This window comes from Mesorhizobium sp. W067 (genome assembly GCF_054719525.1).
Genome location: NZ_JBTTII010000001.1, coordinates 2,641,666 through 2,658,333 on the forward strand (window position 1 = coordinate 2,641,666; position 16,668 = coordinate 2,658,333).

Here is a 16,668-nt window from a genome sequence, read left to right on the forward strand (position 1 = left end):
CGACACCATAAATCAGGATTTCGGAAAAATCATTCCTGAACAGCGGGATGGAGCCATCTACTGACTCTGTCCGAAAGCCTTGCGACGACTACGCTGCAGCAATATTCTCGCGTAGCAGCCGTTCGGCGGCTGCGCGCGCCTCTTCGGTGATGGTGGCGCCGGCCAGCATGCGCGCAATCTCTTCCTGGCGCGCCGCCCGGTCCATTTCGGCGATGCCGGTGGCGACCCTGTCCGAGCCGCCGGATTTGGAGATCAGGAAATGCGTCGCAGCACGTGCCGCCACTTGCGGAGCATGCGTGACCGACAGCACCTGCACGCGCTTCGACAGCCTGGCCAGCCTTTGGCCGATCGCATCGGCCACGGCGCCGCCGACGCCGGTGTCGATCTCGTCGAAGACCAATGTCGGCGCCGAGCCACGGTCGGCCAGCGCCACCTTGAGCGCCAGCAGGAAGCGCGACAGCTCGCCGCCGGAGGCGACCTTCATCATCGGCCCAGGCCTGGTGCCGGGATTGGTGCGCACCCAGAACTCGACCTGGTCGATGCCTTCTTCCATGCGGTTCTCGCCATCGCTGGCCAGTTCGACGATGAACTCAGCCCGTTCCAGCTTCAGCGCCGGCAATTCGGCCATCACAGCCTTGGTCAGGCCGACCGCGGCCGCATGGCGAAGGGCGGAGAGCTGGGCTGCGGAAATATCGTAGGCTTCGCGCGCCGCTGAGGCCTGCTTTTCCAAGAGATGCAGGCGCCCCTCGCCGGCATCAAGATCGGCGAGATCGGCGGACATGGTGTCGCGCAGTTGCGCCAGATCGTCGACGGCCACACTGTGCTTGCGTGAGGCCGCACGCAGCGAAAACAGCCGCTCCTCCGCCTTCTCCAGCCGCTGCGGGTCGTATTCGGTAGCGCGCAGTGCCGCCTCGACGCCCGATTGCGCCGCATCCAGCGACAGCATCGCCTCGTCCAGCGACTTCACCACATCCTCGAGCAGTCCCGGCGCTTCGCTGGCCTTGCGCTGCAGGCGCCTCAACAGGCTGGCCAGTTGCGGCAGCGGCGAGGACGGGCCTGACAGCACATCCTGTGCGTCGTGTATTTCCGAGGCGATCTTTTCCGCCCGCATCATCGTTGCACGCAACTCCGCCAGTTGCGTATCTTCGCCGGGCTGCGGATCGAGCTTTGCCAGTTCCGCCACCGAGGCCCTGAGGTAATCGGCCTCACGCGCCGCTGCCTCGACCTTGGCGCGGTGCCTGACGAACTCCTGCTCGGCGCCACGCCAGTAGCGCCACGCCTCGCCGGTCGCGCGGGCAGCGCCCAGATGGCCGCCAAAACTGTCCAGCAATTCGCGATGCGCGCCGGGGTCGACCAGAGCCCGCTCGTCATGCTGGCCGTGGATCTCGACCAACGCATGGCCGATGTCGCGCATCAGGGTGACGCTGGACGGCTGGTCGTTGACGAAGACGCGGGTGCGGCCATCCGCGGTCTGCAGCCGGCGCAGGATGATGTCGCCGTCATCCTCGATGGCGTTTTCGGCCAGCAGCGCGCGCACCGGGTGGTTGCGCGGCACATCGAAGACGGCAATGACCTGGCCTTGAGCCGCGCCGTGGCGCACCAGCGAGGCGTCGCCGCGCGCGCCAAGCGCCAGCGACAGCGCGTCGAGCAGGATGGACTTGCCGGCGCCGGTTTCACCGGTCAGCACGGAAAGGCCGGGCTGGAAGTCGATATCCAGCTTCTCGATCAGGACGATATCGCGGATCGACAGTCTGGAAAGCATCAGAACCCGGACCTCAAGCAATTCCAGGAAAAGTGCGTAGCGGTTTTCCGTCCGGAATTGCGTAGAACAAAAAGTTAGGACGGTTCAGCGCCTCAATCAAACCGCTGAACCGCTGTGAAGCGGCATGCGACCGATGGAGTCGCAGCGCCGCACTATCTTTTTGTTTGAGCGTCGGATCAATCCGAAAAGCGCGTTCCGCCTCAGTCGATGCTCGGGCGTCAGGCGCCGGTGATCAGCTTGCCGGCCTTGGATATCCACGATCCGGCATTCTCGCGCGGCTCAAGCCCGTTGCTCTGCAACAGCTTGTAGGTATCCTTGTACCATTGGCTGTCGGGATAATTGGTGCCGAGCACAGCAGCGGCGGTTTGCGCTTCCGAGGTCAAGCCCATGGCGTAATAGCTTTCGGCCAGACGCGCCAGCGCCTCTTCGACATGGCGGGTGTTGGAATAGTTCTCGACCACGTTGCGGAAGCGCTTGACGGCAGCAATGTATTCGCGCCGCTCGAGATAATAGCGGCCGATCTGCATCTCTTTGCCGGCCAGCTGGTCGTTGGCGAAACGGATCTTTTCCTTGGCGTCGTCGACATATTCCGACGTCGGCCAGCGCGTCACCAGATCCTGCATCGTCTGCACGGTCTGGCGTGCTTCCTTCTGATCCTGGGTGACGTCCTTGATCTGCTTGTAGTAGCTCAGCCCGATAATATACTGGGCGTAAGCCGCGTCGTCGGTCGACGGATAAAGCGTCAGATAGCGCTTTGCCGAGCCGATCGCTTCGTCATAACGGCCGGCGCGGTAGTCGGCGAAGGCGCCCATCACCATCGACTTGCGGGCGAATTCCGAATAGGGGTGCTGGCGGTCGACGGCGTCGAACTTCTTGCTCGCCTCATCCAGGCGGCCGGCATTGAGATTGGCAAGGCCTTGATTGTAAAGGACGTCGGCCGGTTCGGTCTGGTCGACATAGGTCGACAGGTCGACGTCTTTCTCGGACGACATGCAGGCCGAGAGGAACAGCGATGGCACAACCACCGAAAGCGCCAGGAAAACAGCCCGATACGGCGCTTTCGATTGACCAACTCGCTTGACGAACATGATTGGATTGCGCCCTTTCGGCGTTAGTTCAATGCCTTTCGCATGGCGTTCCCTCAAAACTGATCCCCACTTTTGAGCGACATGCGCCTAACAGACGGCAGCAGCCATAAACCATAACTGCCTTGCCCAGCAACGCTATGTCTAGCCAATCGCACATTTTTGTGGCGGCTTGGTGTTGCCCGGAAAGCTATGCACTTTCACCGCCGGTGATGCATCCGTGCAACACCGGCCAGCGTTCAGAAAGCCAGAAATACGTTAAGAATCAGATCACCCAGGGTGCAAAGACAGGGCCGGTGACGGCGCTCATCTCGGCGGTGCGGCCGCGCTCGCGGCGCGTGGTCTCGACGACCTCGAAGGCCGAACGGTCGGACAGAAGTCGCCGCAAAGCAGCCGCATTCATCCGGTGACCGCCGCGATAGGAGCGGAAGCAACCGATGAAACGGGCGCCGGCCAGCGCCAGGTCGCCCATCGCGTCCATCGTCTTGTGGCGAGCGAACTCATTGGGATAGCGCAGGCCACCCATGTTGATCACCCGGTTGTCGTCGCCGATCACCAGCGAGTTCTCCAGCGAGGAGCCCAGCGCATAGCCGGCCGCCCACAGCCGCTCGACATCCTTCATGAAGCCGAAGGTGCGGGCGCGCGCGATATCCTGGCGAAAGATGTCGGGGTTGATGTCGGAGGCGAATAGCTGGCGGCCGATCGCCGGGCTTTCGAAATCGATCTCGACCTCGAAGCGCGTGCCGCTATAGGGCCTGAACTCGGCCCAGGACGCGCCATTCTCGATGCGGACGGGCTTGACCACCCTGATGTAGCGGCGCTTGACCGCCAGCGTCTCGATGCCGGCTTGGTCGATGGCTTCCACGAACGCCACCGCACTGCCATCGAGGATCGGAACCTCATGACCGTCGATCTCGATGACGATGTTGTCGATGCCGAGCCCGAAAAGCGTCGCCATCAGATGTTCGACGGTGGCGATATGCTCGCCTGCCGGATCGCCGAGCATGGTGCAGAGATCGGTCGCGCCGACTTCAGCAACCAGCGCGCGGAACTCGCGGCTCTCGCTTCCGTTCGAAAGGTGGAAGAGCACGCCGGTGTCGGCGTCCGCAGGGAGGAAATTGACGGTGACCGGTTTGCCGCTGTGAACGCCGGTACCGATCAGCGTTGCACGCGATTTCAGTGTCGTCTGATAGTCTTGCAAGACAAACCCCATAGCCCAAACGCCTAAGTCCGCTTTAACCCAAAAGGCGCGGCTCTTTTTTATCGGCAGGCAGGGCCACTTCCCCGAATCCCAGCACACCGAAAGTGCTGCGGCAAAGATAATGGTCTGTCAGGGAGACTCCAAATCACGGTTTCTTACTCTGTGTAACCGCGACAGACCTTGAGCGTCACATCGTAACGCCTTGTTATTAAACCACTTTAAATGTTAACAGGCAGACAATCTCTCGTCTGCCTGTTAACAAGTGTTACATACCGTTAACGGCTCAGTTGGCCTGGCGGCGCAGGAAAGCCGGTATCTCCAGCTGGTCGTCTTCCTGGGTCGACCTGGTCTGCGGCGTCAACCGGCCCTGATCGTCGAGCTGGCCGCGGCGCGGCGCGTAAAGCTGCGGATCCTGGCTGGCAAGGCGGCGCATTTCCGGCGCCGCCTGGCGCAGTTTCGGTTCGCGCGGCTGAGCCGGCTGCAACCGGGCCGGCTCTTCTTCGCGGCGCGTCAGCCCGTTGGTCAGCCGCTTGAGCAGCCCCATCGGCCCGCTGTTTTCATGGTCGGCCGGACGGCCCTTGGCTTCCACCTCGGCCCGCACCACCGGCGGAAAATCCTCCACCCGCGGCATGCGCTGCGGTGCGGCAGCCACCGGCTGCGGCATTTCCCGCATCGGCGCCGGTTGCATCACCTGCTGCACGACAGGCTGCGGCTGGGCAGGCGGGGCTTGGAAGATCTTGCTCTGCGGGCGGAAATCTTCCGCCTGGGCCATCGGCGCCGGACGAGCCATTGCCGCCGCATTGGCCTCGGCAAGCTGGATCGCCTCGGCCACCGGATCGGCCGCGCGCTGCTCATAGGTCTGCTGCTGGACCGGTGCCGGACGGCCTTCCGCCCCCGGAGCCGCTGGGCGGCTGACCGGCTTCTGCTGCGGCGGTACGGCCCGGATCGAGATCGGCGCCGCGGCAATTTCAGCTGCCGATTTGTCGATGCCGGTGGCGACCACCGAGACGCGGATGACGCCTTCGAGTTCCTCGTCGAAGGTGGCGCCGAGGATGATGTTGGCGTCCTGATCGACTTCCTCGCGGATGCGGGTCGCGGCCTCGTCGACTTCGAACAGGGTTAGGTCGCGGCCGCCGGTGATCGAGATCAGCAGGCCCTTGGCGCCCCTCATCGAGGTCTCGTCGAGCAACGGATTGGCGATCGCCGCCTCGGCGGCGGCCATCGCGCGGCCCTCGCCCGAAGCTTCGCCGGTGCCCATCATCGCCTTGCCCATTTCGCGCATCACCGAACGCACGTCGGCGAAGTCGAGATTGATCAGACCTTCCTTGACCATCAGGTCGGTGATGCAGGCAACACCGGAGTAGAGCACCTGGTCGGCCATGGCGAAGGCGTCGGCAAAGGTGGTCTTGTCATTGGCCAGCCGGAACAGGTTCTGGTTGGGGATGACGATCAGGGTATCGACACATTTCTGCAGCTCCTCGATGCCGAGATCCGCCGTCTTCATGCGGCGCTGGCCTTCGAAATGGAACGGCTTGGTGACGACGCCGACGGTGAGGATACCCCGTTCGCGCGCCGCGCGGGCAACCACGGGAGCCGCACCGGTTCCGGTGCCGCCACCCATACCGGCGGTGACGAAGCACATATGGGTGTTGGAGAGATGATCGATGATCTCATCGATGCACTCTTCCGCCGCCGCACGGCCCACTTCAGGCTGCGAGCCGGCGCCGAGCCCCTCGGTGACATGCGCGCCGAGCTGGATCAGCCGCTCGGCCTTCGACATGGTCAGCGCCTGTGCATCGGTGTTGGCCACGACGAACTCGACACCGCGCAAGCCCGCGGTGATCATGTTGTTGACGGCATTGCCGCCGCCGCCGCCGACACCGAATACGGTGATCCGCGGCTTGAGCTCGGTGATGTCCGGCTTTTGCAGATTGATCGTCATTGTCTCCGTCCTTTGCCTTTCCCGCCGCTTCGCCGCCGCGGCCGCCTATGGGGCTGTCCCCGTCAATTAGAAACTGTCTCTCAACCACTGACTCATGCGATGCAGTTTTCCGCCCGTCCCGGTCATCCTGAGACCGGAAATTCCTTTCGCCGGATGGCTCTCGAAGCTCGCCATCTGCGGATAGATCAGCAGCCCGACCGCCGTCGAGAAAGCCGGCCCCTTGGCAGCTTCCGGCAGGCCCGCCACGCCGAGCGGGCGTCCGATGCGCACATTGCGTCCCAGAATGCGGCGCGCCGCCTCGGGGAGACCCGCAAGCTGGCTGGCGCCGCCGGTCAGCACGACGCGTTTTCCCACGGCATTGCCGTAGCCCGACTTGTTCAGCCGGTCGCGCAACAGTTCCAGCGTCTCGTCGATGCGGGCGCGGATGACGCGCGTCATCACCGAGCGCGGGATCTGCAGCGGCATCTCGCCGTCTTCGCCGATCGGCTGGATCGAGACCAGGTCGCGATCGTCGGCACTGCCAGGCAGCGCCGAACCATGCATCACCTTCAGCCGCTCCGCGGCGTCGAGCGAGGTCGACAGGCCCTTGGCCATATCGAGCGTCACATGATTGCCGCCGATGGCAATGGCATCGGCGTGGACGAATTTGCCTTCCGAAAACACCGAGATGGTCGTCGTGCCGCCGCCCATGTCGATGCAGGCCGCACCCATTTCCAGTTCGTCGTCGACCAGGGCCGCAAGCCCGCTGGCATAGGGCGTCGCCACCATGCGCTCGACCGAAAGATGCGAGCGGTTGATGCAGAGCTCCAGATTGCGCAGCGGCGCGGCATCGCCCGTCAGCACATGCATATCGACGCCGAGCTGGTCGCCGACCATGCCGCGCGGATCGCGCACGCCGCGCTCGGCGTCCAGCGAAAAGCCGACGGGCAGCGAATGGATCACGTCGCGTTCGGCCTTGAGCGCCTGCTTGGCGCCGGCGGCAAGCACGCGCTTGATGTCGGCTTCGTCGGCCTGATGGCCACCGAGATTGATGGTGGCCGAATAGGTTTCGCTCTTCAGCCGGCCGGCCGTCATGTTGACGATCAGCGAATCCACGGTCAGTCCCGCCATGCGTTCGGCTGCGTCGACGGACAGGCGAATGGCGTGCTCCGCGCGGTCGAGATCGACGACCACGCCCGACTTCACGCCGTGCGATTTCTGGTGGCCGATGCCGATCACCTGGATGCGGTGCGAGCGGCCGCGCAACAGCTTGCCGTCCTCGCGCGGCTTCAGTTTCGCCACCACGCAGCAAACCTTGCTTGAGCCGACATCCAGCACGGTGAGCGTGCCGGAACGCCGCGAAGAGGCATCGCTGTTGCCGCCAAGCCAGCTCATATCTTCGTCCCCGACTTGCGCTTCAGATTTTGCGGCTTTTCATTGAGCGCGGCCTGGCGCTGCGTCGCCGCTTCCGGCGTCAGCTGCACCACCAGGCGATCGGAGATGCGCATGTCGACGGCGGCGATGTCCCGCGTCAGAAGCCCGTTGTCGTGGTCCATCCGAACCAGATCGGCGATCGCCTGATCCTCGCCATCCTCGGGCAGCTTGATCGTGATGCCGTTTTCCAGCTTAAGGTCCCAGCGCCGTTCGCCGATGCGGATATAGCCTTTGACCCGAGCCGCGAGCTCGGGAAATTTGTTGATCTTGGCCACGAAGTCGGGGGCCTTGGCCGGCGCGCCGGTGCCGATGATCAGCGGCAGCAGCGCCTGCTTGCCGCCGGAGAACGGCGCGATCACCGCGCCGGAGCGTTCGATGACCGAAAGCTCCGCGCCCTGCTGCCAGAGCGCGAAGGGCTCGCGCTCCTCGACACGCACTTCCAGCGTATGTGGATAGACCTTGCGCACCGCCGCCACTTCGACCCAGGGCAAGGTATCAATACGTTCACGCGCGGCCTCGGCATCGAAGCCGATCAGTGACGTCCAGCCGTCGAGCTCGAGCCGGTCCAGTATGTCGATCTCCGAAGTCTGGCGGTTGCCGACCACCTTGATCTGGTCGACGGCAAAGCCGGTCCGGGCGGTGATGCTCTGGACGATGTCGTCGGCATGACCGCCGAGAATGGCGCCATAGAGGCTGCTTGATGCAATGAGCGAAGCCGACAGGATGGCCGCGGAAAAGCGCGGCGCGACGAAGTCGCCGCCGCCCAGGCGCGCCAGCACGCGCACCGGCCGGCGCAGCACGCGCGGCAGCACGAAATGGTCGAACGACAACGGCATGCCGAACAGCGCCGGCCCGGCGCCGCCCCTGCCCTTGTCCTGCCCCCATTTCAACGCAGACACGAAGCGTCCTCCACCATCCAACTCAACAATTCGCCAAACGAGTGCCCGGCCTGGGCGGCGATTTCAGGCACCAAAGACGTCGGCGTCATGCCCGGCTGAGTGTTGATCTCGAGCCAGACAATCTCGCCGTTTTCGGAGTGACGGTCGTCATAGCGGAAGTCCGATCGGGAAACGCCCCGGCAGCCGATAGCCAGATGTGCCTTGAGCGCCAGTGTCTGTATTTTTTGGTAAATATTTGATGAAATTTTAGCAGGGATTTCGTGTTTTGATCCGCCGGCGACGTATTTTGAATCATAGTCGTAGAAGGAATGGCCGGTCGGAATGATCTCGCAGACGCCGAGCGCCACGTCGCCCATGACGGCGCAGGTCAGCTCGCGCCCATGGATGTAGCGCTCGACCATGACGGTCTCGCCATATTTCCATTCGGACGAGCCGATGACCTGCGGCGGATGCGACTGCCCTTCATGCACGATGACGACGCCGAAGCTTGAGCCTTCATTGACCGGCTTGACCACGTAGGGCGGCTTCATCGGATGCTTGTTCTGGATGGCAAAGCGGCTGGCAACCTTCGATTCCGCCACCGCGATGCCGGCAGCCTTGGCGACCTTCTTGGCTTGCTCCTTGTTCATGGCGAGCGCCGAGGCGAGCACGCCCGAATGGGTGTAGGGAATGGCCAGATATTCGAGGATGCCCTGGATGGTGCCGTCTTCACCGAACGGGCCGTGCAGTGCGTTGAAGACGACATCGGGCTTGAGTTCGGTGAGCACGGCGCCGACATCGCGCGCAACATCGACGCGGGTAACCTGGTAGCCTTCATTCTCAAGCGCATCCGCACACGCCTTTCCCGAAGACAGAGACACGGGCCGCTCGGACGAGAATCCGCCCAGGAGGACAGCCACATGCTTGTTCTTCATATCCCGTCATCCCTCTCACGGCGGGCCCGCAACCACGCATTCAGCGACCAGATTGAGTCCGAGTCTCCCGGCAGGTTGCCCCCCCAGACAGAAAACGCGGTCGACGCGTCGAACGACTCAAATCAGGAAACGCTTTAAGGCAGAGAATCAGAGAGTTGATTCGCTGGCAAGTGCTTATGATTCCGACAGATTCACTTTCCGCGAAAACGGCCGGAAAAAGCGTGTTGTGAGTCTTTGGAGCAACGGTGGCGCTGTTGTTTCAGACCTTTGAAGTTCAAGCATCACATGAACTTCAGCTTGCGCTAAAGAAGCTGTCCGAGGAATTCCTGCACGGCATGGCCGGGGCGGAAATTGCCGAGGCGCTTGATTTCCCACTGCAGGCGGATGCCCGATTTTTCAAGCACGCGAGCGCGCACCGTCTCGCCGAGATATTCGAGATCGTAACCGGTCGCTGTTCCGGTGTTGATCATGAAGTTGCAGTGCATCGGCGACATCTGCGCGCCGCCGATCATCAAACCGCGGCAGCCCGCCTTGTCGATTTCCTTCCAGGCCGAGGTGCCTTCCGGATTCTTGAAGGTTGAGCCGCCGGTCTTCTCGCGGATCGGCTGCACCGTCTCGCGATGCGTCTGGACGGCGTCCATGGCCGCCTTGATCGCCTCTGGGTCTTCCAGAACACCTTCGAAAACGGCGGAGGTGAAGATCAGCCCGGCAGGTGCGGCCGAGTGACGATAGGCATAGCCCATGTCTTCATTGCTGAGTGTGTGGAGATTGCCCTTGCGGTCGAGCGCCCGCACCTCGACGACACGTTCCCGCGTCTCGACGCCATTGGCGCCGGCATTCATCCTCAGCGCCCCGCCGATGGCGCCGGGAATGCCGTGATAGAAATGAAAGCCGCCAATACCGGCCTCATAAGCGACGGCCGCGACGCGCTTGTCGGGCGTCGCAGCACCGGCCTTGATGACGGTCGGCGAAACCACCTCGGCCTCGCCAAAGCCCTTTGCCGAAAGCCGGATGACGAAACCCGGAATGCCGCCGTCGCGCACCAGGAGGTTGGAGCCGATACCGACGATGGTGAGCGGGATGTCCTCCGGCACGGCGCGCAGGAAGGCAGCCAGATCCTCCTCGTCGGCCGGCTGGAACAGGGCGTCCGCCAGACCGCCGGCGCGGAACCAGGTGATCTTGTCCATCTCGGCATTGGGCGTGATGCGGCCGCGCAGGCCGGCAAGCCGGTCGCCAAGTTTGTCGAGCAGGTCCTGGCCGCGCATCATGAGACGGTACCGCCGAGTTCCCCAGGCAGCGCATAGGCCCATTGGGTGATGTTGCCGGCGCCCAGGAAGATGACGAAGTCGCCCGGTTTCGCCAACGCGCGAATGACGGGCGAAATCGCGGCAGGGGTTTCGACGTAGCGCGCATCGCGATGGCCGCCGGAGCGGATGCGCGACACCAGCGCCTCCGAGGTCACGCCGTCGATCGGCTCCTCGCCCGCCGCATAGACCGGCGCCACCATCACCGTGTCGGCATCGTTGAAACAGACCGAAAACTCGTCGAACAGATCATGCAGCCGGGTGAAGCGGTGCGGCTGCGCAATGGCGATGACGCGGCCCTTGGTGGCGCTGCGCGCCGCTTTCAACACCGCCGTGATCTCGACCGGGTGGTGGCCGTAATCGTCGAAGATGTCGACGCCGTTCCACGAGCCGGTGTGGGTGAAGCGCCGCTTGACGCCGGCAAAGGACGACAGCCCTTTCTTGATCGCTTCGGCCGACAGGCCGAGTTCATGCGCGACCGCGATTGCGGCGGTGGCGTTGGAGACGTTGTGGCGGCCGGGCATCGGCAGCCGCAGATCAGATATCGTCGTCTGGCCGCCGGTCTTGCGGTCGCGGATCACCACGTCGAATGCCGAGACGGCACCGGCCATGCGGTGGTTGGTGAAACGCACATCGGCCTGCGCGTTCTCGCCATAGGTGATGACGCGGCGGTCCTCGATGCGGCTGACCAGCGCCTGTACTTCCGGATGGTCGGTGCACATCACGCCAAAACCGTAGAACGGCACGTTCTCGACGAATTGCCGGAACGCCTCGCGCACCTTGTCGAAACTGCCATAATGGTCCAGATGCTCGGGATCGATGTTGGTGACGACGGCGATCTCGGCCGGCAGCTTGAGGAAGGTGCCGTCGCTTTCGTCGGCTTCGACCACCATCCACTCGCCATCGCCCATACGGGCATTGGTGCCATAGGCATTGATGATGCCGCCATTGATCACCGTCGGGTCGAGCCCGCCGGCATCGAGCAGCGTCGCCACCATCGACGTGGTTGTTGTCTTGCCATGCGTGCCACCGATCGCGACCGCCTGGCGGAAGCGCATCAGTTCGGCCAGCATCTCGGCCCGGCGGACAATTGGGAGCAACTTCTCCCGCGCGGCCTTCAGCTCGGGATTGGATTTCTTGATCGCGGTGGAGACGACCACCACTTCGGCCGCGCCGATATTCTCGGCCTTGTGGCCGACAAAGCATTCGATGCCCTTGTCGCGCAGCCGCTGGACATTGGCGCTGTCGGCCTGGTCCGAACCCTGCACCTTGTAGCCGAGATTGTGCAGAACCTCGGCGATGCCGCTCATGCCGATGCCGCCAATGCCGATGAAATGCACAAGGCCGATGGTCTGCGGCATCTTCATCAATGCGTCCCTTTCCTGAAATCCGAAACGGTTTTTCTGGACGCAATAGCCTCTGTGAGATCAGCGAGCAACCGTGCCGCGTTCGGCCGGCCAGCCGACTTCGCTCCGGCAGCCATGGCCGTCAGCCGCTCGGGAGTGTCCATCAGCCCGCCAATGAGAGCCGCGATGCGCTCCGGCGACAGTGACGATTGCGGATGCACCTCGCCGCCGCCCGCCGCGGCAAGGGCGGCTGCGTTCGCCGCCTGATCGTGATCCAGCGCATAGGGATAAGGCACCAGCAGCGCCGGCCGGCCGATGACGGCGATCTCCGAAACCGTCGAGGCGCCGGAGCGCGAGATCACCAGATGCGCCGCGCCCATGCGCTGTGCCATATCGGTGAAGAAGGGCGAGACCTCGACATGGACGCCGAGTGCCGCATAGCCAGCCTTCACCCGCGCCACGTCGTCGGCGCGGGCCTGCTGGGTGATCACCAGCCGCTTGCGCTGCGCCTCCGGCAGAAGTGCGATCGCCGCCGGCATGGCATCGGAAAAGAACTGCGCGCCCTGGCTGCCGCCGAACACCAGGAGCCTGAACGGATCCGCCCCTTGGGACGCCTTATAGGGCGTCTTTGCCGCCTCCAGGATTGGCGGCCTGACCGGATTGCCGGTCGTCACAGTCTTGGCGCCTGTGGCGCTTTCATCTTGCGGCAGGAAGCCGCCGGCAATGGCATCGACGCGCCCGGACAGCGCCCGGTTGGCGCGGCCCATCACTGCGTTCTGCTCATGGATCAGCGTCGGCAGCTTGCGCCGCGTCGCGGCATAGAGCGGCGGCAAGGTCGGATAACCGCCAAAGCCGACGACCGCATCAGGCTTGATCCTGGCGATGACGGCGGAGGCCTGGCGCACGCCGCGCCAGATCTTCCAGAACGCGCCAAGCAGCGCGACAGGGTTTTTCGAGCCCATCGTCGCCGACTGGATCGGATGGATGGCGGCGGCCGGGAAATGGCCGGCAAAGCGCTCGGCGCGGTCGTCGGTCGCCAGATGCACGCCCCAGCCGCGCTCGATCAGCTCATGCGCCAGCGCCTCGGCCGGAAACAGATGTCCACCGGTTCCGCCAGCCGCGAGAAGGATCACACCCCGCGCCATATCACTCCGCCGGCAGGGCGCGCTGCGACAGGGCAAAGCCCATCTGCTTGCGCTTTTCCGGTCGCTTGCGGGTCAGCGCCAGCACCATGCCCATCGAGATGGCAATGGCGATCTGCGAGGAGCCGCCATAGGAGATGAAAGGCAGCGTCATGCCCTTGGCCGGCATCAGCTGCAGGTTGACGCACATGTTGATGACCGACTGCAGGCCGAACACGGTGACGAGACCGCCGACGGCGTAGCGGGTGAAATCATCATGTTCCTTCAGCGCCGTGCTGAGGCCGCGCAGCACGATGAAGGCGAAGATCGACATGATGAAGAAGCACATGATCAGCCCGAACTCTTCGCCGGCGACCGAAAAGACGAAGTCGGCATGCGCGTCGGGGATGACGCGCTTGACCGTGCCCTCGCCCGGGCCGACGCCGAACCAGTGGCCGTTGATCAGCGCCTCGCGGCCCATGTCGACCTGGAACGTGTCGCCTTCGCCGGTCAGGAATTTGTCGATGCGGGCGGCGACGTGCGGGAACACCGTATAGGCGGCAAATAGGCCGCCGGCGCCGGTGGCGCCAAGCGCGATGATCCATAGCCATGGCAGGCCGGCCATGAAGAACATGACGCCCCAGGTGCCGGTCACCAGCATGGTCTGGCCGAGATCGGGCTGCGCCACCAGAAGCGAGATGACCAGGATCAGCAGCAGCATGGCAAACAAATTGCCCGGGATGTCGGGCTGGCGCTTGTGTTCGGCGAACAGCCAGGCGCAGACGATGACGAAGGCGGGTTTCAGGAATTCCGACGGCTGGATCGACATGCCGACAAACGACACCCAGCGCCGAGCGCCTTTCACCTCGACGCCGATATAGAGCACGGCCACCATCAGCACCAGCATGATGCCCAGGATGATCAGCGCCATGCGCCGGATCTGCCGCGATTCCAGGAAGGACACTGCCAGCATCACGCCGAGCGCCGGCACGGTGAAGATGATCTGCCTGGTGGCAAAGTGGAAACTATCGAGGCCGATGCGTTCGGCCACCGCCGGGCTTGCCGCAAAGGACAAGACGATGCCAAGCCCCATCAGCGACAGGAACGCCGCCAGGAACCAGCGATCGATCGTCCACCACCAGGTTGCAACCGGGCTTTTGTCGAGACGGCTTTGCATTATCGTGCCCCTCCGATGGGTTTGACACCCTCGATAGCATTCGCAGCTTGCCTGAAGGCTTCGCCGCGAACTTCGAAATTCTTGAACTGGTCGAAACTGGCGCAGGCCGGCGACAGCAGCACCACCGCCTCGCCGCTGTCATCCTTGGCCGCGTCTTTCGCGGCATGGTCGACCGCGGCGGCCAGGGTGCCCGAGATTTCATAGGGCACGGCTTCGCCGAGCGTCGCCGAGAACGCGGGCGCCGCCTCGCCGATCAGATAGGCCTTGGCGATGCGTGGGAAAAAACCGCGCAGCGGCTCGATGCCGCCTTCCTTGGGCAGTCCGCCGGCGATCCAGTAAATGCGCGAAAAACTCGACAGCGCGGGTGCCGCCGCATCGGCATTGGTCGCCTTGGAATCGTTGACGAACAGCACGTGGTCCTTGCGTCCGACCTGCTCCATGCGATGCGCGAGGCCTGGAAAGCTCTCCAGTCCCGCCTGGATCTCGCCCAGGCTCAAGCCGACCCTGAGGCAGGCGGCAACAGCGGCAAGCGCGTTCTGCGCATTGTGCTGGCCGCGCAACGAACCGATGCCTTCGAGGAAGGCGACGCGGCTGTAGCGGCCATGGACGGCTTCCATCAGATCGGAACCGTCTGCGAAATAACCGTCGGTCAGCGGCAGCCGCTTGGAGATGCGGATCACCTCCCGGCCCGCCCTCTCCAGCCGGTCGGCGATTTGCGCGCACCAGGAATCGTCAACGCCGACGATCGCCGTCTCGCTGCCGGCAACCAGCCGCTCCTTGATCGAAGCGTAATGCTGCATGGTGCCGTGGCGGTCGAGATGGTCGGGCGTCAGGTTGAGCAGGATGCCGGCCGTCGGGTTGATCGAGGGCGCGAGATCGATCTGGTAGGACGAACACTCGACGACATAGTCCCGGTCAGCCTGCGGTGGATCGAGCGTCATGATGGCCCGGCCGATATTGCCGCCCATCTGCGTGTCGCGCCCTGCCGATTTGAGGATATGCGCGGTCAGCGCCGTGGTCGTCGACTTGCCGTTGGTGCCGGTGATAGCGATGAACGGCGCATCAGGCGCGCGCGCAATCCGCTCGCGGCAGAACAATTCGATATCGCCGATCACCTCGACGCCGGAACCACGCGCCAACTCCACCGTCCAGTGCGGCTTGGGATGCGTCAGCGGCACGCCGGGCGAGAGCACGAAGGCCGAGAATTTCGACCAGTCGGCGCCGCGCAGATCGGCGGTCGCAATGCCTTGGTCAGCGGCCTTGGCGACGCTATCGGGATTGTCGTCCCACGCCAACACGTCGGCGCCGCCCTCGATCAGCGCGCGCGCCGTGGCGATCCCCGAGCCACCGAGCCCGAAGAGCGAAACGCGTTTGCCCGAAAAGGATGCGGCGGGAATCAAGCGGGTTCCTATCTCAGCTTGAGGGTCGACAGGCCGACCAGCGCCAGGATGACGGCGATGATCCAGAAGCGGATCACCACCTGGCTTTCGGTCCAGCCGAGCTTTTCGAAATGATGATGGATCGGCGCCATCAGGAACACGCGCTTGCCGGTCATCTTGAAGTAGCCGACCTGGATGATGACCGACAGGATTTCCACGACAAACAATCCGCCGACGATGACCAGCACGATCTCGTGCTTGGTAGCGACCGCGACCGTGCCGATCAGGCCGCCCATGGCCAGCGAACCGGTGTCGCCCATGAAGATCGCCGCCGGTGGCGCGTTGAACCAGAGGAAGCCGAGGCCGGCGCCGATGACGGCGCCGAGCACGACGGCCAGCTCGCCGGTGCCGGGCACGAAATGGATCTGCAGGTATTCGGCGAACACCGCATTGCCGGAGAGGTAGGCGATGACGCCGAAGGATGCCGCCGCAATCATGATCGGCACGATCGCCAGCCCGTCGAGGCCATCGGTCAAATTCACCGCATTGCCGGCGCCGACGATGACGAAGCAGGAGAACGGCACGAAGAACCAGCCGAGATTGATGATGAATTCCTTGGCGAAGGGGAAGGTCAGCGACGACGAGAACGGCGCCTGGCCATTATGCATGATCGCCCAGGCGGCGATGCCGGCGATGACGAATTCCAACGCCAGCCGCGCCTTGCCGGAAAAGCCGAGATGCGACTGCTTGGTTACCTTGAGATAGTCGTCGTAAAAGCCGATCGAACCGAAGCCCAGCGTCACCAAGAGCACCACCCAGACATAGATGCTGGACAGGTTCGCCCATAGAAGCGACGAGCCGACGATGCCGCACAGGATCATCAGCCCGCCCATGGTCGGCGTGCCGGCCTTCTTGAAATGCGTCTGCGGGCCATCGGCGCGGATCGGCTGGCCCTTGCCTTGCCGCAGCCTAAGCGAATTGATGATGGTCGGCCCGAAGATGAAGACGATCAGCGCCGAGGTGATCAGCGCACCGCCGGTGCGGAAAGTTATGTAGCGGAAGACATTGAAGACCGAGACCTTGTCCGCAAAATCGACGAGCAATGTAAACATGCGATTCCGTCCC

13 protein-coding genes are annotated in these 16,668 nt (G+C 63.8%); all 13 read right to left on the bottom strand.

Translation table 11 applies throughout. The features are described from left to right. Positions 1–88: 88 nt before the first annotated feature. The 13 genes from recN to mraY all read right to left on the bottom strand — a co-directional run bounded on the left by recN (position 89) and on the right by mraY (position 16,655). Positions 89–1,762, bottom strand: coding sequence for a DNA repair protein RecN (recN, locus tag ACYG97_RS13055; RefSeq protein WP_023733069.1), 1,674 nt, complete (start codon positions 1,760–1,762; stop codon positions 89–91). Between the two features lie 218 nt (positions 1,763–1,980). Then, complete coding sequence (locus tag ACYG97_RS13060) at positions 1,981–2,850, bottom strand: outer membrane protein assembly factor BamD (protein ID WP_023733070.1); 870 nt, start codon at positions 2,848–2,850, stop codon at positions 1,981–1,983. A 262-nt stretch (positions 2,851–3,112) separates the two neighbouring features. Then, positions 3,113–4,060 (bottom strand): UDP-3-O-acyl-N-acetylglucosamine deacetylase, encoded by a 948-nt coding sequence (gene lpxC / locus ACYG97_RS13065; RefSeq protein ID WP_023733071.1) that lies wholly within the window; start codon positions 4,058–4,060, stop codon positions 3,113–3,115. A gap of 271 nt (positions 4,061–4,331) precedes the next feature. Continuing rightward, complete coding sequence (gene ftsZ / locus ACYG97_RS13070; protein WP_023705548.1) at positions 4,332–5,990, bottom strand: cell division protein FtsZ; 1,659 nt, start codon at positions 5,988–5,990, stop codon at positions 4,332–4,334. A gap of 66 nt (positions 5,991–6,056) precedes the next feature. After that, positions 6,057–7,364 carry a cell division protein FtsA gene (ftsA, locus tag ACYG97_RS13075; RefSeq protein ID WP_023697016.1) on the bottom strand — a complete coding sequence of 436 codons (1,308 nt, stop codon included), beginning with the start codon at positions 7,362–7,364 and terminating at the stop codon, positions 6,057–6,059. Next, positions 7,361–8,302, bottom strand: coding sequence for a cell division protein FtsQ/DivIB (locus ACYG97_RS13080; RefSeq protein ID WP_023688033.1), 942 nt, complete (start codon positions 8,300–8,302; stop codon positions 7,361–7,363). Before ACYG97_RS13080 ends, ftsA begins: the two co-directional genes overlap by 4 nt. After that, positions 8,290–9,216: a D-alanine--D-alanine ligase gene (locus tag ACYG97_RS13085; protein WP_023668279.1), complete on the bottom strand. Its 927-nt coding sequence runs from the start codon at positions 9,214–9,216 to the stop codon at positions 8,290–8,292. The genes ACYG97_RS13080 and ACYG97_RS13085 overlap by 13 nt, the downstream gene beginning before the upstream one ends. A gap of 302 nt (positions 9,217–9,518) precedes the next feature. Beyond that, entirely contained in the window at positions 9,519–10,484 is a 966-nt protein-coding gene (gene murB / locus ACYG97_RS13090; RefSeq protein ID WP_031238034.1) for a UDP-N-acetylmuramate dehydrogenase, read from the bottom strand. Next, positions 10,481–11,887: a UDP-N-acetylmuramate--L-alanine ligase gene (murC, locus tag ACYG97_RS13095; protein WP_023668277.1), complete on the bottom strand. Its 1,407-nt coding sequence runs from the start codon at positions 11,885–11,887 to the stop codon at positions 10,481–10,483. The genes murB and murC overlap by 4 nt, the downstream gene beginning before the upstream one ends. After that, entirely contained in the window at positions 11,887–13,011 is a 1,125-nt protein-coding gene (gene murG / locus ACYG97_RS13100) for an undecaprenyldiphospho-muramoylpentapeptide beta-N-acetylglucosaminyltransferase (RefSeq protein ID WP_023733072.1), read from the bottom strand. Before murG ends, murC begins: the two co-directional genes overlap by 1 nt. A 1-nt stretch (position 13,012) precedes the next feature. After that, complete coding sequence (gene ftsW, locus ACYG97_RS13105; protein ID WP_023668275.1) at positions 13,013–14,164, bottom strand: putative lipid II flippase FtsW; 1,152 nt, start codon at positions 14,162–14,164, stop codon at positions 13,013–13,015. Beyond that, positions 14,164–15,564: a UDP-N-acetylmuramoyl-L-alanine--D-glutamate ligase gene (gene murD, locus ACYG97_RS13110; RefSeq protein WP_023733073.1), complete on the bottom strand. Its 1,401-nt coding sequence runs from the start codon at positions 15,562–15,564 to the stop codon at positions 14,164–14,166. The genes ftsW and murD overlap by 1 nt, the downstream gene beginning before the upstream one ends. 8 nt (positions 15,565–15,572) lie before the next feature. Beyond that, positions 15,573–16,655, bottom strand: a complete 1,083-nt coding sequence (gene mraY, locus ACYG97_RS13115) for a phospho-N-acetylmuramoyl-pentapeptide-transferase (protein ID WP_023668273.1) — start codon at positions 16,653–16,655, stop codon at positions 15,573–15,575. Positions 16,656–16,668: the final 13 nt, after the last annotated feature.